At 73.5% G+C, this 25520-nt stretch carries 1 protein-coding gene (running past both ends of the window); it reads left to right on the plus strand.

All 25520 nt of this window come from inside a single coding sequence — locus OG439_RS04170, type I polyketide synthase, on the plus strand. Of the gene's 47280 coding nucleotides, 16168 precede the window and 5592 follow it; the stretch shown corresponds to coding positions 16169–41688 — codons 5390 (partial) to 13896 (complete); the first complete codon in view begins at position 3. Both codon boundaries (start and stop) fall beyond the window edges.

Below are 25520 nucleotides of genomic sequence, written 5' to 3' on the forward strand. Positions count from 1 at the left end.
AGCACCCGATGCTCGGCGCGGCCGTCTCGCTGGCGGGCGGCGACGGCGTGCTGTTCACCAGCAGGCTGTCGACGCTGACCCACCCGTGGCTGGCCGACCACGCCGTGCACGGCACCGTGCTCGTGCCCGGCACCGGCCTGGTCGAACTGGCCGTCCGCGCCGGCGACCAGGTGGGCTGTGACCACCTCGAAGAGCTCACCCTGCAAGCGCCGCTGGTGCTGCCCGCCGACGGCGGCGTCCAGCTGCAGGTCACCGTGGGCGAACCGGACGGAGACGGCCGCCGAGAGGTGACCGTCCACTCGCGACCGGAAGGCACCACGTTCGGCCACCCGTGGACGACCCACGCCACCGGTCTGCTCGGCACCGTCGCCGCGACACCGCCCGCCGAGCTGGCCGAATGGCCGCCCGCCGGCGCCACGGCGCTGGAGACGGCACGGCTCTACGACGACCTCGCCGGAGCCGGTTTCGGCTACGGTCCGGCGTTCCGCGGCCTGCGTTCCGCGTGGCAGCTCGGTGACGACGTCTACGCCGAGGTCACCCTTGAGTCCGAAGTGGACGAATCGTTCGGGCTGCACCCGGGACTGTTCGACTCGGTGCTGCACGCGATCGGCCTGAGCGGCCGGCTCACCGGTGAGGGCACGGGGATTCCGTTCGCCTGGACCGGCGTCACGCTGCACGCCTCGGGCGCGTCGGCACTGCGGGCCAAGCTGTCCCCGGCCGGCAGCGGCGTCTCGCTGGAACTGTTCGACGCCGCCGGGCAGCCGGTCGCGACGGTCGGCTCCCTCGTGCTGCGCCCGGTCTCGGCCGACGCGCTCGACACCGCCCGGACCGAGTCGATGTTCCGCCTGGAATGGACGCCGGTCCAGCCGTCCGGGACGGCCGGGATCGGCCACCTCGACCGGCTCGGCGACACCCGGCCCGAGTTCGTACTGGCCACTGTGGACGCCGAGGACTCGGCGGCCGGGGCGCACGAAGCCGCGCACCGGGCGTTGGCGCTGGTCCAGGAGTGGATCGACGGCACCGACGAGGCGAAGCTCGTCCTGGTCACCCGCGGCGCGGTCGCCGTCCGGCCGGAGGACGACGTCCCCGGCCTGGCCGCCGCTACCGTCTGGGGCCTGGTCCGGTCGGCGCAGTCCGAGAACCCGGACCGCCTGGTCCTGCTGGACACCGACACCGATGACGAGCAGGCCATCGCCGCCGCCCTGGCGACCGGCGAACCGCAGCTCGCCCTGCGTGCGGGGGAGACGTACGTCCCACGCCTGGCGCGGGCCGCGCTCCCGGTGACTGAAGAGTCCACTGTGGATGTCAACGGCACGGTGCTGGTCACCGGCGGAACCGGCGCGCTCGGCGCGTTGTTCACCCGTCACCTCGTCACCCGCCACGGCGCGCGGCACCTGCTGCTGCTCAGCCGTCGCGGCGGCGCCGCCGACGGCGCGGACGCCCTCGCGGCTGAACTCGCCGAACTGGGCGCCGAAGTCCGGTTCGCGGCGTGCGACGCCGCCGACCGTGACGCCCTCGCCGCGGTCCTCGCGGCGATCCCGGCCGAGCACCCGCTGACCGCCGTCGTGCACACCGCCGGTGTGCTGGACGACGGCGTCGTCGGCACCCTCACCCCCGAGCGGATCGACACCGTGCTGCGGCCGAAGGTCGACGCGGCGCTCAACCTGCACGAACTCACCACGGACCTGTCCGCGTTCGTGCTGTTCTCCTCGGCCTCCGGCGTGTTCGGCGCCGCCGGCCAGGCGAACTACGCGGCCGCCAACGTGTTCCTCGACTCCCTGGCCGCACGCCGTCGCGCCGCCGGGCAGCCGGCGACGTCGCTGGGCTGGGGCCTGTGGGCCGACGGCGGCAGCATGGCCGGCGGGCTCGGCGAGGCGGACCGGCGGCGGATGAACCGCGCCGGCGTCGCCGCGCTGACCGCGGACGAGGGCGTCGCGCTGTTCGACGCCGCGCTCGCGTCCGGCGAGGCCGCGCTGGTCCCGATGCGGATGGACGCCGCCGCCCTGCGCGACCCCGGCACCGCGGTGCCGGCCGTGCTGCGCGGCCTGGTCCGGACCACCACCCGCCGGGTGGTGACGGCTGACGTCGTCGCCAGTGGCTCGGCGCTGGCCGACAGACTGTCCACTATGGACGAAGCGGAGCGTGAGCGCACCCTGCTCGGCGTCGTCCGCCAGACCGTCGCGGCCGCCCTCGGCTACGACTCGGCCGACGCGGTGGACGCTGCGAAGGCGTTCAAGGAGCTCGGTTTCGACTCGCTGACCTCGGTCGACCTGCGCAACCGGCTCAACACGGCGACCGGCCTGCGGCTGCCCGCGACCCTGGTGTTCGACTACCCGAACGCGACGACCCTCGCCGCGCACCTGCGCACCGAGCTGCTCGGCTCGGCCGAGCCGGTCGCGGTGGCACCGGTCCGCGCGGTCGACGTCGACGAGCCGATCGCCATCGTGGCGATGAGCTGCCGGTACCCCGGCGGCATCCGCGGGCCGGAAGACCTGTGGCGACTGGTGTCGACCGGCGCCGACGCGATCTCGCCGTTCCCGGTCAACCGCGGCTGGGACCTGGAGAAACTGTTCCACCCCGAGCCCGGCCACAGCGGCACGAGCTACGCCCGCGAGGGCGGGTTCCTGCACGAGGCGGACGAGTTCGACGCCGAGTTCTTCGGCATCTCCCCGCGTGAGGCCCTCGCCATGGACCCGCAGCAGCGGCTGCTGCTGGAGACCTCGTGGGAGGTCTTCGAACGCGCCGGCATCGCGCCGGAAGCGTTGCGGGGCAGCCGGACCGGTGTGTTCGCCGGCCTGATGTACCACGACTACGCCGCGCGGCTGCCGGAGATCCCGGAAGAGGTCGAGGGTTACCTCGGCACCGGCAACGCGGGCAGTGTCCTTTCCGGACGGCTGGCCTACACCTTCGGGCTCGAAGGCCCGGCCGTCACGGTCGACACCGCATGCTCGTCCTCACTGGTGGCGCTGCACCTCGCCGCGCAGGCGCTGCGCAACGGCGAGTGCGAAATGGCGCTGGCCGGCGGTGTCACGGTGATGTCGACGCCGACGACGTTCGTCGACTTCTCCCGCCAGCGCGGCCTCGCCGCGGACGGCCGGTGCAAGTCGTTCGCCGAGGCGGCGGACGGCACCGGCTGGTCCGAGGGTGCCGGTCTCCTGCTGCTGGAACGGCTTTCCGACGCCCGCCGCAACGGCCACCAGGTCCTCGCGGTGGTGCGCGGCAGCGCGATCAACCAGGACGGCGCGTCGAACGGCTTGACCGCGCCCAACGGCCCGTCGCAGCAACGCGTGATCCGCCAGGCCCTCGCCTCGGCCGGACTGTCCACTTCGGACGTCGACGCCGTCGAGGCGCACGGCACCGGCACCACCCTGGGTGACCCGATCGAGGCCCAGGCCCTGCTGGCCACCTACGGCGCCGGCCGCACCGGCGACCCGCTGTACCTCGGCTCGATCAAGTCCAACATCGGCCACAGCCAGGCCGCCGCGGGGGTCGCCGGGATCATCAAGATGGTCATGGCCATGCGGCATGGCGAACTGCCGGCCACCCTGCACGTCGACGAGCCCTCGCGGCACGTCGACTGGGAAGCGGGCGCGGTCGAGCTGCTCACCGAGCGGACGCCGTGGCCGGAGACCGGACGGCCGCGGCGCGCCGCGGTGTCGTCCTTCGGCATCAGCGGCACCAACGCGCACACGATCATCGAGCAGGCACCGGACTTCGCCGAGCCGATCGTGGGGGAGAAGCCTGCGATCGCCACGCCGTTCGTGCTGTCGGCGCGGGACGCGGACGCCCTGCGCGAGCAGGCGTCGCGCCTGCACGCCGTCGCCGCGGAGCAGGACGCGCTCGACGTCGCCCACTCCCTGGTGACCACGCGCAGCCGGATGCCGCTGCGTGCGGTGGTGTCCGGTGTGGACCGCAACGAGCTGCTGCGCGGCCTGGCCGCGCTGGCCGCCGGGGAATCCGGTGGTGTCGTGACGGGTGCGGTGTCGCCGGGTTCGGTGGCGTTCCTCTTCACCGGCCAGGGCAGTCAGCGGCTCGGCATGGGCCGTGAGCTGTACGAGACCTACCCGGTGTTCGCCGCGGCGTTCGACGAGATCCGCGCCGCGTTCGACTTCGACGTGGCCTTCGACACCGACGAGCTGCACCAGACACAGCACACCCAGGCCGCGCTGTTCGCCCTGGAAGTGGCCCTGTTCCGCCTCTGCGAGCACTTCGGCGTCCGGCCGGACTTCCTGGCCGGGCACTCGATCGGCGAGCTGGCCGCGGCACACGTCGCCGGGGTCTTCTCACTGGCCGACGCGGTCAAGCTGGTGTCGGCGCGGGGACGTCTCATGCAGGCGCTCCCGACCGGTGGTGCGATGGTCGCGATCCAGGCGACCGGAGACGAGATCACGCCACACCTGTCGGACTCGGTGAGCATCGCCGCGCTCAACGGTCCGATGTCGACGGTGATCTCCGGTGACGAAGCCGCCGTGCTGGCGGTCGCGGCGCACTTCGCGGACCGCAAGACCAAGCGGCTCACGGTCAGCCACGCGTTCCACTCGCCGTTGATGGACCCGATGCTCGAGGAGTTCCGCGCGGTCGCGGAGACATTGACGTTCACCGAGCCGCGCATCCCGATTGTGTCCACTGTGGATGGCGACCTGACGTCGCCGGGCTACTGGGTGGACCAGGTCCGCGGCGCGGTCCGGTTCCTCGACGCGGTGCGCACGCTGGAAAGCCGTGGTGTCACGACGTTCGTCGAACTGGGTCCGGACGGCGTGCTGTCCGCGCTCGGCCAGGAGATCGCCGCGACCGCGACGTTCGTCCCGGCCCTGCGCAAGGGACGGTCCGAACCGGACACTCTGCTCACGGCGCTCGCCGAGGTCGACGTCCGCAGCGCCGACGTCGACTGGACGCGGCTGTGGGCCGGCTCGGGGGCACGCACGATCGACCTCCCGACCTACGCCTTCCGCCGTCGCCGCTACTGGCTGCACAGCGCGGCGTCCGCCGCGGACGCCTCCGGCCTCGGGCTCGGCAAGGCCGACCACCCGCTGCTGGGCGCGTCGGTCGAGCTGGCCGAAGGGGATGGCCTGGTCTTCACCGGACGGCTCTCCGCGCAGACGCACCCGTGGCTGGCCGAGCACGCGGTGCACGGCGTCACCGTGCTGCCGGGGACGGCCTTCGTCGAGCTCGCGATCCGCGCGGGTGACGAGGTCGGCTGCGACCGCCTCGAAGAGCTGACGCTCGAAGCACCGCTGGTCATCCCGGCCCAGGGCGGTGTCGCCGTCCAGATCACCGTCGGCGCGGCCGACACGTCCGGGCGCCGGACCCTGTCCGTCCACTCGCGACCGGACGGCGAGCCGTGGGTCCGCCACGCCGGCGGCGTGCTCGCCGCGACCGGTGCGCCGATCCCGGTGACCCCGGCGGAGTGGCCACCCGCCGGCGCCGAGGCCGTCGACGTCACCGAGCTGTACGACGGCCTGCAGTCGGCCGGCCTGGCCTACGGCCCGCTGTTCCAGGGCCTGACCGCGGCCTGGCGCCGCGGCACGGAGGTGTTCGCCGAGGTCAGCCTGCCCGAGGACGTCGAACTGTCCGGGTTCGGCCTGCACCCGGCGCTGCTCGACGCGGCCCTGCACGGCATCGGCCTCGGCGCCCTCCCGGCCGAGGGCGGTGCGCGCCTGCCGTTCGTCTGGTCCGGCGTCTCGCTGCACGCGTCCGGCGCCCGGGCGCTGCGCGTCCACCTCGCCGCGACCGGCGCCGAGGCGGTGTCGGTGCACGTCGCCGACCCGTCCGGGGCGCCGGTGTTCTCGGCCGACTCCCTGGTGCTGCGGCCGGTTTCCGCTGGTCAGCTCACTGGTGGGGTCGCGCGAAGCTCGCTGTTCCAGGTCGACTGGACCACCGTCCCCAGGCCTGAAACGGCTCTTCCCGCCGGCTGGCCGGAAGCCGACGGCTTCGTCATCGCGCCGGTCGCCGACGCCGTGTCCGCGCTCGCCGTGGTCCAGACGTGGCTGCCCACCGAGGCGACGGTCGTCGTCGTGACCCGCGACGCCGACCCCGCCGCCGCGGCGGCCCACGGCCTGGTCCGCTCGGCGCAGGCCGAGCACCCGGGCCGGTTCGTCCTGGTCGACCTGGACACGACCGCCGGTCCCGCGGAACTGCACGCCGCGGTGGCCACCGGCGAACCGCAGATCGCGGTGCGTGACGGCGTGCTCACGGTGCCCCGCCTCGCGCGGGCCGCACTGTCCGAAACGGACGTCCACTTCGGAGACGGGACTGTCCTGGTCACCGGCGGTACCGGCGCGCTCGGCGCGTTGTTCGCCGAGCACCTGGTCACCCGGTACGACGTCCGGGACCTGCTGCTCACCAGCCGTCGCGGCGCGGACGCGCCCGGCGCGGCCGAGCTGGCGGCGCGTCTGCGTGAACTCGGCGCCGACGTGACGATCGCGGCCTGTGACGTCGCCGATCGTGATGGCCTTGCACATCTGCTGTTCGAACACCGCGTGACCGCGGTGGTGCACAGCGCGGGCGTCCTCGACGATGGGCTCGTCGAATCCCTCACCCCCGAACGGCTCGCGACCGTGCTGGCCGCCAAGGCGGACGCGGCGCAGAACCTGCACGACCTGACCACCGACCTCGACGCGTTCGTCCTGTTCTCCTCGGTCGCCGGGACGTTGGGCGGCGCGGGGCAGGCGAACTACGCCGCGGCCAACGCGTACCTCGACGCGCTCGCCGAGCGGCGGCGCGCAGCCGGTCTGCCGGCGACCTCGCTGGCCTGGGGCCTGTGGGACGGCGGCATGGCGGGCAGCCTCGGCGAGGCCGACGTCGCCCGGCTGGTCCGGGCCGGCACCGCGCCACTGTCCACTAAGGAGGGACTGGCGTTGTTCGACGCGGCGCTGGCCGCGGACCGCGCGGTCCTGCTGCCGGTGCACCTCGACCCGGCGGCCATCCGCGCCGCCACCGGCGAGGTCCCGCCGTTGCTGCGTGGCCTGGTCCGCGCACCGGCGCGACGGGTCGCGGCGACGACCGGCACGGCCGGAGCGTTCGCGGACACCCTGTCCGGGCTCGCCGCCGACGAGCAGCGTGACCGGCTGCTGACGCTGGTCCGCGGCGAGGTCGCGGGCGTGCTCGGCTACGACTCGGGCGACGAGGTCGACCCGGCTAAGGCGTTCCGCGACGCCGGTTTCGACTCGCTGACCGCGATCGAGCTGCGCAACCGCCTGCATACGGCCACCGGCCTGCGGCTGCCCGCGACGCTGGTGTTCGACTACCCGACACCGGACGCGCTCGCCGGACATGTCCACACCGAACTGTTCGGCGGCGGGGAAGCCGTCGAGGTCGTCGCGGCCACCGGCTCCGACGACCCGATCGCGATCGTCGCGATGAGCTGCCGGTACCCCGGCGGCGTCACGACCCCCGAGCAGCTGTGGAACCTCGTCGCGGCCGGCGGCGACGCCATCACGACCTTCCCGGACAACCGCGGCTGGGACCTCGACGGGCTCTACCACCCGGACCCCGACCACCTCGGCACCAGCTACTCGCGCGAAGGCGGGTTCCTGCACGACGCGGGCGGCTTCGACCCGGTGTTCTTCGGGATCTCGCCGCGCGAGGCCGTCACGATGGACCCGCAGCACCGGCTGCTGCTGGAGACGTCCTGGGAAGCCTTCGAACGCGCCGGCATCGCGCCGGAAGCGTTGCGCGGCAGCAAGACCGGTGTCTTCGCCGGCGTGATGTACCACGACTACTCCGCGCTGCTCGACGGCGCGGACGAGGACTACGAAGGCCACCTCGGCACCGGCAACGCGGGCAGCATCGCCTCCGGCCGGGTCGCCTACACCTTCGGGCTCGAGGGCCCGGCGGTCACTGTGGACACTGCCTGTTCGTCCTCTTTGGTCGCCCTGCACTGGGCGCTTCAGGCGCTGCGCAACGGCGAATGCACTATGGCGCTCGCCGGCGGTGTCACGGTCATGGCGACGCCGAACGCGTTCATCGAGTTTTCGCGCCAGCGCGGCCTCGCCGCCGACGGCCGGTGCAAGGCGTTCTCCGCGGACGCCGACGGCACGGGCTGGTCCGAAGGCGCGGGCATGATCCTGCTGGAGCGTCTGTCCGACGCCCAGCGCAACGGGCACCCGGTGCTGGCGGTCGTGCGCGGCAGCGCCATCAACCAGGACGGCGCGTCGAACGGCCTGACCGCGCCAAACGGTCCCTCGCAGCAGCGGGTGATCCGGCAGGCCCTGGCCAACGCGGGTCTCGCACCGTCCGATGTGGACGTCGTCGAGGCGCACGGCACCGGGACGTCACTCGGCGACCCGATCGAGGCGCAGGCGCTGCTCGCGACCTACGGCGCCGAGCGCACCGGCGACCCGCTGTGGCTCGGTTCGCTGAAGTCGAACATCGGGCACAGCCAGGCGGCCGCGGGTGTCGGCGGCGTGATCAAAATGGTCATGGCGCTGCGCAGCGGGGAGCTGCCCAAGACCCTGCACGCCGACGAGCCGTCGCCGCACGTCGACTGGGCGTCGGGCGCGGTCGAGCTGCTGACCGAGGCGCGAGCCTGGCCGGTGACCGGACGGGCGCGCCGCGCGGCGGTGTCGTCGTTCGGGTTCAGCGGCACCAACGCCCACGCGATCATCGAGCAGGCCCCGGAACCCGCGCCGAAGCCGCAGGTCCCGGCGCCGGCGGTGGTCCCGCTGGTGCTGTCGGCGAAGTCGCCGGCCGCGCTGACCGAGCAGGCCACGCGGCTGCGCGAGCACCTGGCGGCCGGGTTCGAGCCGGCGGACGTCGCGGCCTCGCTGCACATCCGCACGCGCTTCGAGCACCGCGCGGTGATCACCGGCATCGGCCCCGATGAGCTGCTCAACGGCTTGGCCGCGGCCGAAGCCGTCGAAGCCGGGACGGGCGGGACAGCATTCCTGTTCACCGGCCAGGGCAGCCAGCGGCTCGGCATGGGCCGCGAGCTGTACGAGACCTACCCGGTGTTCGCGGCGGCCTTTGACGCGATCCGCGCGGAGTTCGACCTGGACCTCGACAGCACGGAGATCGACCGGACGCAGTACACCCAGGCGACCCTGTTCGCCCTGGAAGTCGCGCTGTTCCGGCTCTACGAGTCGTGGGGCCTGCGCCCGGACGTGCTGGTCGGCCACTCGATCGGCGAGCTGGCGGCCGCGCACGTCGCGGGCGTCCTGTCCCAGACCGACGCGGTGACGCTGGTGTCGGCGCGCGGCCGGCTCATGCAGGCGCTGCCGGAAGGCGGCGCGATGGTGGCGATCCAGGCCACCGAGGACGAGATCACGCCACACCTCTCGGACGCGGTGAGCATCGCCGCGCTCAACGGCCCGGACTCGACCGTGATCTCCGGCGTCGAGAAGGCGGTGCGGGCGGTCGCCCGGAAGTTCAAGGGCCGCAAGACCAAGCGGCTCAAGGTGAGCCACGCGTTCCACTCGCCACTGATGGACCCGATGCTCGACGAGTTCCGCGGTATAGCCGAGTCGCTGTCGTACGGTGAGACGGTTATCCCGATCGTCTCGAACGTCACCGGCGAGCTGGTGACGGCGTTCGACGCGGACTACTGGGTGCGCCACGTCCGGGAAGCCGTGCGCTTCCTCGACGGCGTCCGCACGGCCGCGGCGCAGGGCGTCACGACGTTCGTCGAGTTGGGCCCGGACGGCGTGCTGTCCGCGCTCGGCCAGGAGATCGTCCCCGACGCGACCTTCGTCCCGGCCCTGCGCAAGGGCCGGCCGGAGGCACTCACCGCGGTCACCGCGCTCGGGACGGCCCACGCCCGCGGCGCCGACGTCGACTGGACCGCCGTCCTCGGCGGTGCTAGGCAGCACGTCGACCTGCCGACCTACGCCTTCCAGCGCGAGCTGTACTGGCCGAAGCCGGGCACCCGCACCGGTGACCTGACCGCGGCCGGCCTCGGCGCGGCGGACCACCCGCTGCTGGGTGCGGCCGTCGCCCGCGCCGATGACGGCGGGTTCCTGCTCACCGGGCGGCTCTCGCTCAAGACCCACCCGTGGCTGGCCGAGCACACCGTGCGCGACGTCGTCGTGCTGCCCGGGACGGCCTTCGCCGACCTGGCGCTGCACGCCGGCGAGCCGGCCGGATGCGACCGCGTCGAGGAACTCGTCCTCGAGGCACCGCTGGTCGTCCCGGCCGACGGCGTTGTCGTGCAGGTCTCGCTCGGTGCCGAAGACGAGTCGGGCCACCGTTCGCTCGTCGTGCACTCCCGCACCGGCGACGCACCCTGGGTGCGCCACGCCACTGGTGAGCTGGCCCCCGGCACCGAGGCGGCGACGCCGTTCGCGGCCGAGTGGCCGCCGTCCGGTGCCGAACCGGTCGACGTCTCCGCGCTCTACGAAGGCCTGCTGGCCGGCGGGCTCGGCTACGGCCCGGTCTTCCAGGGCCTGACCACGGCCTGGCGACGGGACGGCGAGGTGTTCGCCGAGGTCACGCTGCCGGAAGACGCCGACGTCACCGGGTTCGGCCTGCACCCGGCGCTGTTCGACGCGGCCCTGCACGGGGTCGGGCTCGGCGCGTTCGTCGAGGACACCGGGACGGCGCGGCTGCCGTTCAGCTGGACCGGCATCGAGCTGCACGCCACCGGCGCCCGCATCCTGCGGGTCCGCCTGGCGGCCGCGGGCACCGACGCGGTGTCCGTGCACGCCGCCGACACCGCCGGTGAGCCGGTGCTGTCGGTCGAAGCGCTTTCCCTGCGCCCGGTTTCGGGCCTCCCGGCAGACGACGTCGTCCGCCAGTCGCTGTACACAGTGGACTGGACGACCGTCGCCGTGCCGGCCGAGTCCGACTCGGACACCCCGGTTCTGCTGGTGCCGCAAGGTGAGACGCCGGACGAGGTCCGCGCGGCGGTCCACCTCGTGCTCGACGCGCTCCAGCAGTCCGATCCGGACAGCCGGCTGGCCGTCGTCACCCGCGGCGCGGCCGCAGTGCTGGACGGCGACGTGCCGGACCTCGCCGGTGCCGCGGTCTGGGGCCTGGTCCGCGCGGCCCAGGCCGAACAGCCCGGCCGGTTCACGCTGATCGACCTCGACACTACGGCCGACCTGGCCGAACTGCCGGGGATCCTCACCTCCGGCGAACCGCAACTCGCCGTTCGCGGCGGAGCAGTGCTCGCGCCGCGGCTGGCGCGGGCCGCCGTCGCGGACCACGAGCCCGCGACGTTCGACGGAACGGTGCTGGTCACCGGCGCGACGGGCGCGCTCGGCGCGGTCTTCGCCCGCCGGCTCGCCGAACGCGGCGCGCGGCACCTGCTGCTGGTCAGCCGGTCCGCCACCGCGGACTCCCTCTCCGACCTGACCGCCGAGCTGACCGAACTGGGCGCGGACGTGACCGTCGCGGCCTGCGACGTCGCGGACCGGGACGCCCTGGCCGCGCTGCTGGCCGAGCACCCCGTGACCGGCGTGGTGCACGCGGCCGGGGTTCTTGACGACGGCGTGCTGGCGTCGCTCACCCCCGAGCGCGTCGACGCCGTGCTGCGGCCGAAGGTCGACGCCGCGTGGAACCTCCACGAGCTGGTCGGCGACGTCTCCCTGTTCGTGCTGTTCTCCTCGGCCTCCGGGGTGTTCGGCGGCGCGGGCCAGGGGAGCTACTCGGCTGCGAACGCCTACCTGGACGCGCTGGCGCACCGCCGGCACGCCGCCGGGCAGGCCGCGACCTCACTCGCGTGGGGCCTGTGGGCCGGCGCCGACAGCATGGCGGCCGACCTGGCCGAGGCCGACCTGCGGCGGATGTCCGCCGCCGGCATTGGCGCACTGTCCACCGAGGACGGTCTGACGCTGTTCGAAGCGGCACTGTCCACAGGGGACGCCGTGCTGGTGCCGGTGCGGCTGGACCTGGCCGCGGTCCGGGCCCGAGGCGCAGTGCCGTCGTTGCTGCGAGGGCTGGTGCCCGCGTCGAAGCGGCGGGCGGCGGTCTCGACCGTCACCGCGTCGCTGGAGCAACGCCTCGGTGCCTTTGACACGGCCGAGCGCGAACGGGCGCTTGTCGACCTGGTCCGCACCGAGGTCGCGCAGGTGCTCGCGTTCGCCTCGGCGGACGCGGTCGGCGCGGCCCGGACGTTCACCGAGCTGGGCTTCGACTCGCTGACCGCGATCGAGCTGCGCAACAAGCTGCACACCGCGACCGGCCTGCGGCTGCCTGCCACCCTGATCTTCGACTACCCGACCCCGGACGCGCTCGCCGCGTACCTCGCGGACGAACTGTTCGGAGTGGACGGTCCGGCCGAGGTCAACACCGTGCTGGCCGTTGACGAGCCGATCGCGATCGTCGCGATGAGCTGCCGGTTCCCCGGCGGCGTCACGACTCCGGAAGAGCTGTGGGACCTGGTCGCCGGGGGAGTGGACGGCATGACGCCGTTCCCCGCCGACCGCGGCTGGGACGTCGAAGGGCTGTACCACCCGGACCCCGACCACGTCGGCACGAGCTACGCCCGCGAGGGCGGGTTCCTGCGCGACGCGGCGAACTTCGACCCCGAGTTCTTCGGCATCTCGCCGCGTGAAGCGGTGACGATGGACCCGCAGCACCGGTTGCTGCTGGAGACGTCGTGGGAGGCCATCGAACGGGCCGGCATCGCGCCGGAAGCGTTGCGGGGCAGCCGGACCGGCGTGTTCGCCGGGATCATGTACCACGACTACGCCAACCTCCTCGAGGCCGCGCCGGAGGACTACGTCGGCCACCTCGGCACCGGCAACGCGGGCAGCGTCGCCTCCGGCCGCGTGTCCTACACCTTCGGGCTCGAGGGCCCGGCGGTGACCATCGACACCGCGTGCTCGTCGTCGCTGGTCGCCCTGCACTGGGCGGTCCAGGCACTGCGTCACGGCGAGTGCACGATGGCCCTCGCGGGCGGTGCCACGGTGATGGCCACGCCGGGCGCGTTCCTGGAATTCTCGCGCCAGCGCGGACTTTCGGCCGACGGTCGCTGCAAGGCGTTCTCCGCGGACGCCGACGGCACGGGCTGGTCCGAGGGCGCGGGCATGATCCTGCTGGAGCGTCTCTCCGACGCCCAGCGCAACGGCCACCCGGTGCTGGCGGTCGTCCGCGGTAGCGCGATCAACCAGGACGGCGCGTCGAATGGCCTGACCGCGCCGAACGGCCCGTCGCAGCAACGCGTGATCCGTCAAGCCCTCGCCGACGCTGGTTTGTCCACTTCGGACGTCGACGCCGTCGAGGCGCACGGAACGGGCACGTCGCTGGGCGACCCGATCGAGGCACAGGCCCTGCTGGCGACCTACGGCGTCGAGCGTGCGGGTGACCCGCTGTGGCTGGGCTCGCTCAAGTCCAACATCGGGCACAGCCAGGCGGCCGCGGGTGTCGGCGGCGTGATCAAGATGGTGCAGGCACTGCGCAACGGCGTCCTGCCGAAGACGCTGCACGTCTCCGAGCCGTCGCCGCACGTCGACTGGGCGTCCGGCGCGGTCGAGCTGCTGACCGAGACGCGGGAGTGGCCGGTCACCGGCCGGACCCGCCGGGCGGGCGTGTCGTCGTTCGGGTTCAGTGGCACCAACGCCCACGTGATCATCGAGCAGGCCCCGGAAAGCGCCCCGCTGACGGTCGAGACCCCGGTCGTCACCCCGCTGGTCTTCTCGGCGCGGACGCCGGAAGCTTTGCGGGAACAGGCCGAACGGCTGCGCACAGCGCTGACCACAGTGGACGCCGCCGAACTGGGTTCGGCGCTCGTCACCCGGCGCTCGCTGTTCGAGCACCGCGCGGTCGTCCTCGACCCGGCCGGTCTGGCGGGGCTCTCGGGCGCCATCACCGGTGAAGCCACCGACGGCGGTACGGCGTTCCTCTTCACCGGTCAGGGCAGCCAGCGGGCCGGCATGGGCCGCGAGCTGTACCAGGCGTTCCCGGTGTTCGCCGCGGCGTTCGACGCGGTGCGGGCCGAGTTCGACTTCGACCTCGACGGCGGTGACGTCGACGAGACGCAGTACGCCCAGGCGAACCTGTTCGCCCTGGAAGTGGCGTTGTTCCGGCTCTTCGAGAGCTTCGGCGTCACGCCCGGCTCGCTGGCCGGCCACTCGATCGGCGAGCTGGCCGCCGCCCACGCAGCTGGGGTGTTCTCCCTGGCCGACGCGGTGCGGCTGGTCTCCGCGCGGGGCCGCCTCATGCAGGCACTCCCGGCCGGCGGGGTGATGGTCGCGATCCAGGCGACCGAAGCCGAGATCACGCCACACCTGTCGGACCGGGTGAGCATCGCCGCACTCAACGGCGACGAGTCCACTGTGGTCTCCGGCGACGAAGATGCCGTACTGGCCGTCGCGGAACAGTTCAAGGACCGCAAGACCAAGCGGCTCACGGTGAGCCACGCGTTCCACTCGCCCCACATGGACGCGATGCTGGACGACTTCCGCGCCGTCGCCGAGACGGTGACCTACCACGAACCGCGCATCCCGCTCGTCACCACCGGCGGGACGACCGAGCCGACGACGCCGGACTACTGGGTCGCCCAGGTCCGCAACACCGTCCGGTTCACCGACGCGATCCGGACCCTGGAAGCCGCCGGTGTCACGACGTTCGTCGAGCTGGGCCCGGACGGCGTGCTGTCCGCGCTCGGCCGCGAGATCCTGCCGGACGCGACCTTCGCGCCCGCGCTGCGCAAGGGCCGTCCTGAGCCGGACACCCTGGTCACGGCGCTGGCCGAGGCCCACGTCCACGGCACGACCGTCGACTGGACGGCCCTGTACCCGGTGGCCGCGCAGGTCGACCTGCCGACCTACCCGTTCCAGCGCGTGCGGTACTGGCCGCGGCCGGGCAACGCCACGGGCGACGCCACCGGTCTCGGCCTGGGCGCGGCGGAGCACCCGCTGCTCGGCGCGGCCGTGAGCCGCGCCGACGGTGACGGGTTCCTGCTCACCGGCCGGCTGTCCACGCAGACTCACCCGTGGCTGGCCGAGCACGCGGTGGGCGGCGCGATCCTCGTGCCGGGCACGGCGTTCGTCGAGCTCGCGGTCCGCGCGGCCGACCTCGCCGGATGCCGCCAGGTCGAGGAGTTGACCATCGAGGCTCCGCTGGTGCTCCCAGAACGCGGCGCGGTGCAGATCCAGCTGTGGGCCGGCGCGGCGGACGCGGCCGGGCGTCGCGAGCTGACGCTGTACTCGCGGGCCGAGGACGCGGCCGACCTGCCGTGGACCCGCAACGTCGGTGGCCTTATCGCCGCCGACGCCCCCGAGGTCCCCGAGACGCTCGCCGAGTGGCCCCCCGCCGCTCAGTCGGTCGAGGTCGGCTCGCGGTACGACGACCTGGCCGCCGCCGGCTTCGGCTACGGCCCGGCGTTCCAGGGCCTGACCGCGGCTTGGCGCCGTGACGGCGAGGTGTTCGCCGAGGTCAGCCTGCCCGAGGACGTCGAGGTGGCCGGCTTCGGTGTGCACCCGGCGCTGCTCGACGCGGCCCTGCACGCGGTCGGCCTGGGTGACCTGCTCGACGACGACCGGGCGCGCCTGCCGTTCTCGTGGGCGGGTGTCGGCCTGCACGCCGAAGGGGCCCGCACGCTGCGGGTCCGGCTGGCGAAGGCCGGCCCGGAAGCGGTGTCCCTGACTGCCGCCGACGAGTCCGGCGCGGTCGTGGTGTCGGCCGAGTCGCTGGTGCTGCGCCCGATGGCGATGGAGGACCTCGCGAAGCGGCCCGAATCGCTGTTCCGGATCGACCACCAGGTAGAAGTCCCGGGTGGACAGTCCACGGCAGACTGGGAGGTGTACGACCAGGCCGGCACCGGCGACACGCCGGATGACGTCCGTGCGGCCACCCACCGCGTCCTGGCCGTCCTGCAGGACTGGCTGACCAAGCCGGAAGACGCGCGGCTCGCGGTCGTCACGCGGGGCGACAGCCTCGCCGCGGCCGCGGTACACGGCCTGGTCCGCTCGGCCCGTACCGAGCACCCGGACCGGTTCGCGCTGGTCAGCCTGGACGTCGAAGCCGGACCCGAGGACCTGCGGGCCGCGCTGACGTCCGGCGAGCCCGAGGTGACGGTCCGCGACGGCAAGCTGTACGCGCCGCGGCTGGCCCGGGCGACGGTGTCCGCACCGGCGTTCACCACCGACGGCACGGTCCTGCTCACCGGCGGCACCGGCGCGCTCGGCGCCGCCGTGGCCGACTACCTGGTCACCGAGTGCGGCGTGCGCCGGTTGGTGCTGACCAGCCGTCGTGGTCCGGACGCCCCAGGTGCCTCGGAGTTGCGGAACGCCCTGGTCAGCGCCGGTGCCGAGGTCGACGTCGTGGCCTGCGACGCGGCCGACCGCGACGCCCTGGCCGCGCTGCTGGCCGGGATCACCGACCTCAAGGCCGTGGTGCACGCGGCCGGCGTCCTCGACGACGGAGTGCTGTCGTCGCTGACGCCCGAGCGTCTCGACGGGGTGCTGCGGCCGAAGGTCGACGCCGCGTGGAACCTCCACGAGCTGACTGCCGACCTCGACGCGTTTGTCCTGTTCTCCTCCGCGGCCGGCGTGTTCGGCGGCGCGGGGCAGGGCAACTACGCCGCCGCAAACGCTTTCCTCGACGCACTGGCCACCCAGCGCCGAGCGGCCGGGCTGCCCGCGACGTCGCTCGCGTGGGGCCTGTGGGCGACCGGCACGAGCATGGCCGGGCACTTGGGCGACACGGACCTGGGCCGGCTCGCCGGCGCGGGTGTCGCGGCACTGTCCACCGAGGACGGTCTCGCGCTGTTCGGCGCCGGTCTGTCCACGGAGGACGCCGTGCTGGTGCCGATCCGGCTGGACCTCGCCGCCGTGCGGGCGTCCGGCCAGGTGCCGCCGCTGCTGCGCGGCCTGGTGACCGCCCCGCTCCGGCGGACCGCGGTCGCCGTGACCGGCTCGCGGCTGAGTCAGGACGGGATCCTCGACCTGGTCCGCGACGAGGTCGCGATGGTGCTCGGGTTCGCCTCGGCCGCCGCCGTCGGCGCGACCAGGGCGTTCACCGAGCTGGGCTTCGACTCGCTGACCGCGATCGAGCTGCGCAACCGGCTCAACGCGGCCACCGGGCTGCGGCTGCCCGCGACGCTGATCTTCGACCACCCGACGCCGTCGGCGCTGGCCGAAGAGATCGTCGGACGCCTGTTCGGTACCGAAGAGCAGGCCGTCGCGGAAGTGACCACAAGGGACGACGAGCCGATCGCCATCGTGGCGATGAGCTGCCGGTTCCCGGGCGGTATCACCAGTCCCGAGCAGCTGTGGGCACTGGTCGAGTCCGAACAGGACGCGATCGGCCCGATGCCCGCGGATCGCGGCTGGGACCTCGACGCGCTGTACGACCCCGACTCCACACGCCCGGGCACGAGCTACACCCGCCACGGCGGATTCCTGCGTGACGTCACCGAGTTCGACCCCGAGTTCTTCGGGATCAGCCCGCGTGAAGCCCTGGCCATGGACCCGCAGCAGCGGATGCTGCTGGAGACGTCGTGGGAGGTCTTCGAACGGGCCGGGATCCCGGCGGAGTCAATTCGCGGCAGCCGGACCGGCGTATTCGCCGGCCTGATGTACCACGACTACGTCAGCCTCCTCGAACGTTCGAAGGACGACGTCGCCGGGCACCTCGGCACCGGCAACTCGGGCAGCGTCGTCACCGGGCGCCTGTCCTACCACTTCGGACTCGAGGGCCCGGCGGTCACGGTGGACACCGCGTGCTCGTCTTCGCTGGTGGCGCTGCACCTCGCGGCGCAGGCCCTGCGCAACGGCGAGTGCACGATGGCCCTGGCCGGCGGCGTCACGGTGATGTCGACGCCCGCCGCGTTCATCGAGTTCAGCAAGCAGCGCGGGCTTTCGCCGGACGGCCGCTGCAAGGCGTTCTCCGCGGACGCCGACGGCACCGGCTGGGCCGAAGGCGCCGGCATGATCCTGCTGGAGCGTCTCTCCGACGCCCAGCGCAACGGGCACCCCGTGCTCGCCGTCGTGCGCGGCACCGCGATCAACCAGGACGGCGCGTCCAACGGCTTGACGGCGCCGAACGGCCCGTCGCAGCAACGCGTGATCCGCCAGGCCCTCGCCGACGCCGGTCTGTCCACTTCGGACGTCGACGTCGTCGAGGCGCACGGCACCGGGACGTCACTCGGCGACCCGATCGAAGCACAGGCACTGCTGGCCACGTACGGCGCCGAGCGCACCGGTGACCCGCTGTGGCTCGGCTCGCTGAAGTCGAACCTCGGCCACAGCCAGGCCGCGGCCGGCGTCGGCGGCATCATCAAGATGGTCATGGCGATGCGGCACGGCACGCTGCCGAAGACACTGCACGTCTCCGAGCCGTCGGGGCACATCGACTGGACCGCGGGCGCGGTGGAACTGCTCACCGAGGCCCGGCCCTGGCCGTCGGTGGATCGGCCGCGCCGCGCGGCGGTGTCGTCGTTCGGGTTCAGCGGCACCAACGCGCACACGATCATCGAGCAGGCCCCTGCCGCTGCCGAGGTTCCCCCGGGTGAGGACGTCCTCGCCCCGCTGGTGCTCTCGGCGAAGACCGCCGACAGCGTCCGCGCCCAGGCGGGTCGTCTGCTGGAACTGTTCGAGGTGGACCCGCCGCGCATGACCGACGTGGCACTTTCGCTGATTCAGTGCCGCCACCGGATGGAGCACCGCAGCGTCCTGCTCGCGCGGGACGCCGAGGAGGCCCGTACAGGTCTCGCCGCGCTGGCCGCGGGGGAGCCCGCCAACGCCGTCCACGGCCTGGCGGGCACCGGGAAGGTCGCGTTCGTCTTCCCCGGCCAGGGTTCGCAGTGGCCGGGGATGGCCGTCGAGCTGCTGGAGACCTCGCCGGTCTTCGCCGCGCGGATGGCCGACTGCGCCGAGGCACTGGCCCCGTTCGTCGACTGGTCGCTGCTCGACGTCCTGCGCGCGGCGGAACCCCTCGAACGCGTCGACGTCGTCCAGCCCGCGCTGTGGGCGATGATGGTCTCGCTGGCCGCGGTCTGGCGCCACCACGGCGTCGAACCGGCCGCCGTGGTAGGCCACTCGCAAGGCGAGATCGCGGCGGCGGTCGTCGCGGGTGCACTGTCTCTTGAGGACGGTGCGCTGGTGGTCGCGTTGCGCAGCAAGGCGATCCTCGCACTGGCCGGACGCGGTGGCATGGTCTCCGTGCCGCTCCCGCCGGCCGAGGTCACGGCGGCCATCGAACCGTGGGGCGACCGGATCTCGATCGCCGTCGTCAACGGGCCGCGGGCGACCGTGGTCTCGGGCGACGCCGACGCCTTGGACGAGTTCCTCGCCCGCTGCGAGGAGCAGGAGATCCGGGCCAAGCGGATCCCGGTGGACTACGCGTCCCACTCGGCGCACGTCGCGTCCCTGGAGACGGAACTCCTGGAGGTGCTCGCCCCGGTGCGCCCGCGCCCGGCGGAGATCCCGTTCTACTCCACGGTGACCGGCTCACTGATCGATTCCGGCCTCGACGCCGGTTACTGGTACCGGAACCTGCGCCAGACGGTGCGCTTCACCGACGCGATCGAGGCCCTGGCCGGCCACGGCCACGACGTGTTCGTCGAGGTCAGCCCGCACCCGGTGGTCGCCACCGGCCTGCAGGACATCCTCGAAGACGCGGGTGTGCCTGCGACGGTCACCGGCACCCTGCGCCGAGACCAGGGCGGCTTCACCCGGGTGCTCACCTCGCTGGCCCAGGCCCACACGGGCGGCGCGCGAGTGGCGTGGGACACCGTGTTCAGCGGAGGCCGGCGGATCGACCTGCCGACCTACGCCTTCCAGCGCAGCCGCTTCTGGCCGGAACTCGCCGACACGGTCACCACGGGCGACGGATTCGCCGACAGCACCTTCTGGGACGCCGTCGACAGCGACGACCCGGCCGCCGTCGCGGCCGCGTTGGAGATCGACGGCACCGACGAGGAGACACTGCGGGCCGCACTGCCCGTGTTGTCGACTTGGCGACGCAACCGCCGCGACAAGTCCACTGTGGACAAGTGGCGGTACCGGATCGCGTGGACTGCTTTGGACTTCGAGGCCGCGAACCTGGACGGCGACTGGCTGGTGCCGGTCCCGGCCGGCGCGCACGCCGAGATCGAGGCGGTCACCGCACTGCTGACCACCCACGGCGCTCAGCCGTACGTGGTCCCGGTGGAACCGGGCACGTCGGCCGAGCAACTGGCGGCGCTGTTGGCTGCCCACGGTGCTCGGCCGGGCACCCCGGCTGCCTTGGGTGAGCTGATCGCTGACAGCAGTTCGGAGGGCGACTCGGCCGCCGACGGTGCCGAGTCAGGCGCCGGTGTTGAGCCGCTGCAGTTCCGCGGTGTGCTGTCCCTGCTGGCCCTCGACGAGCGGCCCGACCCCGGGCACCCCGTCGTCCCGGCCGGGCTCGCGCTGACCGCCGCACTGATCCGCGCGCTGGACGGCGTCGCGGCTCCGCTCTGGCTCGCCACCCGCGGCGCCGTCTCCGCAAGCCGGTCCGACCGGCTGACCTCGGCCGTCCAGGCGCAGGTCTGGGGCCTCGGCCGGGTCGCCGGGCTGGAGCACCCCGAACGCTGGGGTGGCCTGCTCGACCTGCCCGAAAACCTCGACCCGCGCGCCCAAACGCGGGTGGCCGCGGTGCTCGCCGGCCACACAGCCGAGGACCAGCTGGCGGTGCGCCCGTCCGGCGTCTTCGCCCGCCGCCTGGTGCGCGCCCCGCTGGCCGAGCGACCGGCGATCACCGGCTGGACCCCGCGTGGCACGGTGCTCGTCACCGGCGGCACCGGCGCGGTCGGTGCGCAGATCGCGCGCTGGCTGGCCCGGCACGGCGCCGAGCACCTGGTGCTCACCAGCCGCCGCGGTCTCGACTCGCCTGGCGCACAAGAGCTGGTCGAGGAGCTGACCGGGCTCGGCGCCCGGGTCACCGTCGACCCGTGTGACGTCGCCGACTTCGAGGCGGTGCGGCGCCTCACCGCCGAGCACCGGTTCACCGCGGTGCTGCACGCCGCGGGTGTCGGGGTCTCGCCGCCGCTGGCCGAGACCGGGCCCGCCGACCTCGCGGTCAACGCGGCCGCGAAGGTCGCGGGCGCGGTCAACCTGGACCGGGCGCTCGCGGACACAGAGCTGGACGCGTTTGTGCTCTTCTCCTCCAACGCCGGGGTCTGGGGCGGCGGTGGCCAGGGCGCGTACGCCGCGGCCAACGCCTTCCTCGACGCCTTCGCCGAGCAGCGCCGCGCCCGCGGAGCCAAGGCCACCTCGGTGGCGTGGGGCGCGTGGGCCGAAGGCGGCATGGCCGAAGGCGAGGCCGGCGAGCAGATGCGCCGGCGCGGGCTGCGGCCGATGGCGCCGGAGCTGGCGATCTCGGTGCTGCAGCAGGCCCTCGACGCGGACGAGACGTTCCTCGCGGTGGCCGATGTGGACTGGGCGAAGTTCGCGCCCGCGTTCACCGCGCTGCGAGCGCGTCCGCTGATCGCCGATCTGCCTGAAGTGTCCGCTTTGGACGTCGAAACGACAGCGACAGTCCACAGCGGACTGGCTGGACGGCTCGCCGAACTGCCCGCGGCCGAACGCAAGCGCGTGCTGCTCGACCTGGTCCGAGCCGAAGCGGCCGCGGTGCTGGGTCACACGGGCACCGACGCCGTGCCGCCCGCCCGGGCGTTCCGCGAGCTGGGCTTCGACTCGGTGACGGCGGTCGAGGTTCGCACCCGGCTGGTCACGGCCACCGGGCTCAAGCTGCCCGCGACCCTCGTGTTCGACTACCCGACCCCCCTCGACCTGACCACGTTCCTGCTGGGCGAGCTGCTCGGCGCCGAGCCGGAAGCAACGACCGCGGTCGTCACGACCGGGTCCGACGAGCCGATCGCGATCGTCGCGATGGGCTGCCGGTTCCCCGGCGGCGTCCGCTCGCCCGAAGACCTCTGGCAGCTGGTCGCGGCCGGTGACGACGCGATCGGGCCGTTCCCGGCCGACCGCGGCTGGGACCTGGACTCGCTCTACCACCCGGACCCGGAGCACGCGGGCACGACCTACACCAAGGAAGGCGGTTTCCTGCACGACGCCGGCGAGTTCGACCCGGGCCTGTTCGGGATCAGCCCGCGCGAGGCCCTCGCCATGGACCCGCAGCAGCGGCTGCTGCTGGAGACGTCGTGGGAGGTCTTCGAGCGCGCCGGCATCGACGTGCGGACCCTGCGCGGCACCCGGACCGGGGTGTTCCTCGGCGCGGCGGCCTCCGGGTACGGCGCGGGCGCCGGTGAGCTGCCCGATGGCGTCGAGGGTCACATGCTGACCGGCAACGTCGGCAGTGTCCTTTCCGGACGGCTGGCCTACTCCTACGGGCTCGAGGGTTCGGCGGTCACGCTCGACACCGCGTGCTCGTCGTCGCTGGTCGCGTTGCACTGGGCGGCGCAGGCGCTGCGGTCGGGCGAGTGCTCGATGGCGCTGGCCGGCGGCGTCGCCGTCATGGCCGACCCGGGCGGGTTCGTCGAGTTCGCCCGGCAGCGCGGCCTGGCCGCCGACGGCCGGTGCAAGCCCTTCGCCGAGGCGGCGGACGGCACCGGCTGGTCCGAGGGTGTCGGCCTGGTCCTGCTGGAACGGCTGTCGGACGCCCGGCGCCACGGCCACCAGGTCCTGGCGGTCGTGCGGGGCTCCGCGGTGAACTCCGACGGCGCGTCCAACGGCCTCAGCGCCCCCAACGGTCCCGCGCAGCAGAAGGTGATCCGCCAGGCGCTGGCCAACGCCGGACTGTCCACTTCGGACGTCGACGTCGTGGAGGCGCACGGCACCGGCACCCGGCTCGGCGACCCGATCGAGGCGCAGGCGCTGCTGGCGACCTACGGCCGCGACCGGTCCGAGCCGCTGTGGCTGGGTTCGCTGAAGTCCAACATCGGGCACACGCAGTCCGCGGCCGGTGTCGCAGGTGTGATCAAGATGGTCCAGGCCATGCGGCACGGTGTGCTGCCGGCCAGCCTGCACGTCGACGAGCCGTCGACACAGGTCGACTGGTCGGCCGGCGCGGTCGAGCTGCTGACCACGGCCCAGCCGTGGCCCGAGACCGGCGCACCACGCCGGGCCGGGGTGTCCGCGTTCGGCGTCTCCGGCACCAACGCGCACGCGATCATCGAAGCCGTTCCCGCCGAGGAACCGGCCGACGTGGTCGAGTCGCCGCTGCCGGTGCCGATCGTCCTTTCCGGACGGACGGCCGCCGCGCTGCGGGCCCAAGCGGCTTCACTGGCCACATCGGACACACCGGACCTGGACGCCTTCGGGTACGCCCTGGCCACGACCCGGTCCGCGCTCGACCACCGCGCGGCCCTGCTGGCCACCGACCACGACGACCTGCGGACGGCGCTGACCGCGCTGGCCGAGGACCTCACTGCACCCGGCGTGTTGCGCGGGGTCGCCCGCGACCGGGGACAGCTGGCCTTCCTCTTCACCGGCCAGGGCAGCCAGCGGACCGGCATGGGCCGCGAGCTGTACGACGCGTTCCCGGTCTTCGCCGACGCGCTGGACGCGGTGTGCGCCGAGTTCGACGCGCACCTCGACCGACCGTTGCGGACGGTCCTGTTCGAGGACGGCGAGCCGCTGGACCGGACCGGCTACACCCAGGCGGCCCTGTTCGCCCTGGAAGTGGCACTGTTCCGGCTCTTCGAGCACTTCGGGTTCCAGCCGGACTTCCTGGCCGGGCACTCGATCGGGGAGCTGGCCGCGGCGCACGTCGCCGAGGTGCTCTCGCTGGCGGACGCGGTGACGCTGGTCGCCGCACGCGGTCGTCTCATGCAGGCGCTTCCCGAGGGTGGCGCAATGGTGGCGATCCAGGCGACCGAGGCGGAAGTTTCGGTATATCTGTCTGACCGTGTGACCATCGCCGCGCTGAACAGCCCGGACTCGACGGTCATCTCAGGTGACGAGGACGCCGTCCTCGCGATCACCGCGCAGTTCGCCGAGCTGGGCCGGAAGACCAAGCGGCTCACGGTCAGCCACGCGTTCCACTCGCCCCTGATGGATCCGATGCTGGCGGAGTTCCGCGGTATAGCTGAGTCTCTGTCATACGGTCAGTCGGTTATACCGATCGTTTCAAATGTCACCGGCGAGCTGGTGACGCGGTTCGACGCGGACTACTGGGTGCGGCACGTGCGTGAGACGGTGCGATTCGCCGACGGCGTCCGGACGCTCGCCGCGAGCGGTGTCTCGGTGTTCGTCGAGCTGGGGCCGGACGGCGTGCTGTCGGCCATGGGCCAGGCGTGCGCCGACGGCGAGTTCGTCCCGGCCATGCGAGCCGGCCGGGGCGAGCCCGAGGCGCTGCTGACCGCGGTCCTCGGCGCGCACGTCCACGGCGTCGAACCGGACTGGGCCGCGGTGTTCGGCACCGCCGCCCGGCGCCGGGTCGAGCTGCCGACGTACCCGTTCCAACGGCAGCGCTTTTGGCTCCGGACCAGCGCGGGCGGCGACGTCACGGCCGCCGGCCTCGGCGCCACCCGGCACCCGCTGCTGCGCGCGGCGGTGGCCCGGGCCGACGGTGACGGGTTCCTGCTCACCGGGCGTCTGTCCACGCAGCTCCTGGGCGGCGCGGCACCGGGCTCGGTGTTCGCCGAGCTGGTCTCGCGGGCCGCGGACGAGGCGGGCTGCGGGCTGGTCGAGCGGCTGTCCATCGACGTGCCGCTCGTGCTCCCCGAGCGCGGGGCGCTCCAGCTGCAGGTGTGGGTCGGTGAGCCGGACGGCGCCGGCCGCCGGGCCGTGACCGTCCACTCGCGACCGGAAGACGGCGGCGCGTGGACAAGGCACGCCGAGGGCGTGCTCGCGGTCGTGCTGCCGAAGATTCCCGAGTGGACGGACGAGGACGTCGTCGAGGTGTCGCTGCCGGAAGGCGTCGAGCCCGGACGGTTCGGCCTGCACCCGGCGCTGCTCGACGCGGCGTTCGGCGGCCTCTCGCCGGTCGCTTGGTCCGGGTTCGCGCTGCACGCCTCGGGCGCCCGTGACCTGCGGGTCCGCCTGACCGACCTGGGTGACGACACCGTTTCGCTGCACGCGGTCGACGCGGAAGGCACGGCCGTGGTCACCGCCGACGCGGTGACGCTGCGTCCGACGGAGTCCGTCAAGACCGTCGACTCGCTGTTCCGCATCGACTGGGTGCCCGTCCAAGCGGGTCCGATCGGAGAGGCGAAGGAGGTCTACCGGGTGCCCGCCGGCGAGTCGCCGGAGGACGTCCACCGGATCGTCGGCGACGTGCTCGCGAAACTGCAGACCGGCGAGAACCTGGTCGTCGTGACCCGGGGTGCGGCCGGGCCGGACGCCGGTGCCGACCTGGCGGGTGCCGCCGTCTGGGGCCTGGTGCGTTCGGCGCAGTCCGAGCAGCCCGGCCGCTTCATCCTGGTCGACACCGACGACACCGACGCGGTGGCCGCTGCTGTTGCCACCGGGGAACCGCAGGTGGTCGCCCGCGACGGGGAACTGTTCGCACCGCGACTGGTGCGAGCGACCGTCCCCGAAGAAGCGAAGACGCTCGGCGAAGGCACGGTCCTGATCACCGGCGGCACCGGCGCCTTGGGCGCCGAGCTGGCGAAACACCTGGTCACGACCCAGGGCGCGCGAAAGCTGCTCCTCACCAGCCGCCGCGGGCCCGACGCGCCGGGCGCGGCCGAACTGGCCGAAGAGCTGGTCGCC

Source organism: Amycolatopsis sp. NBC_01307, from assembly GCF_035975215.1.
Classification (GTDB): domain Bacteria; phylum Actinomycetota; class Actinomycetes; order Mycobacteriales; family Pseudonocardiaceae; genus Amycolatopsis.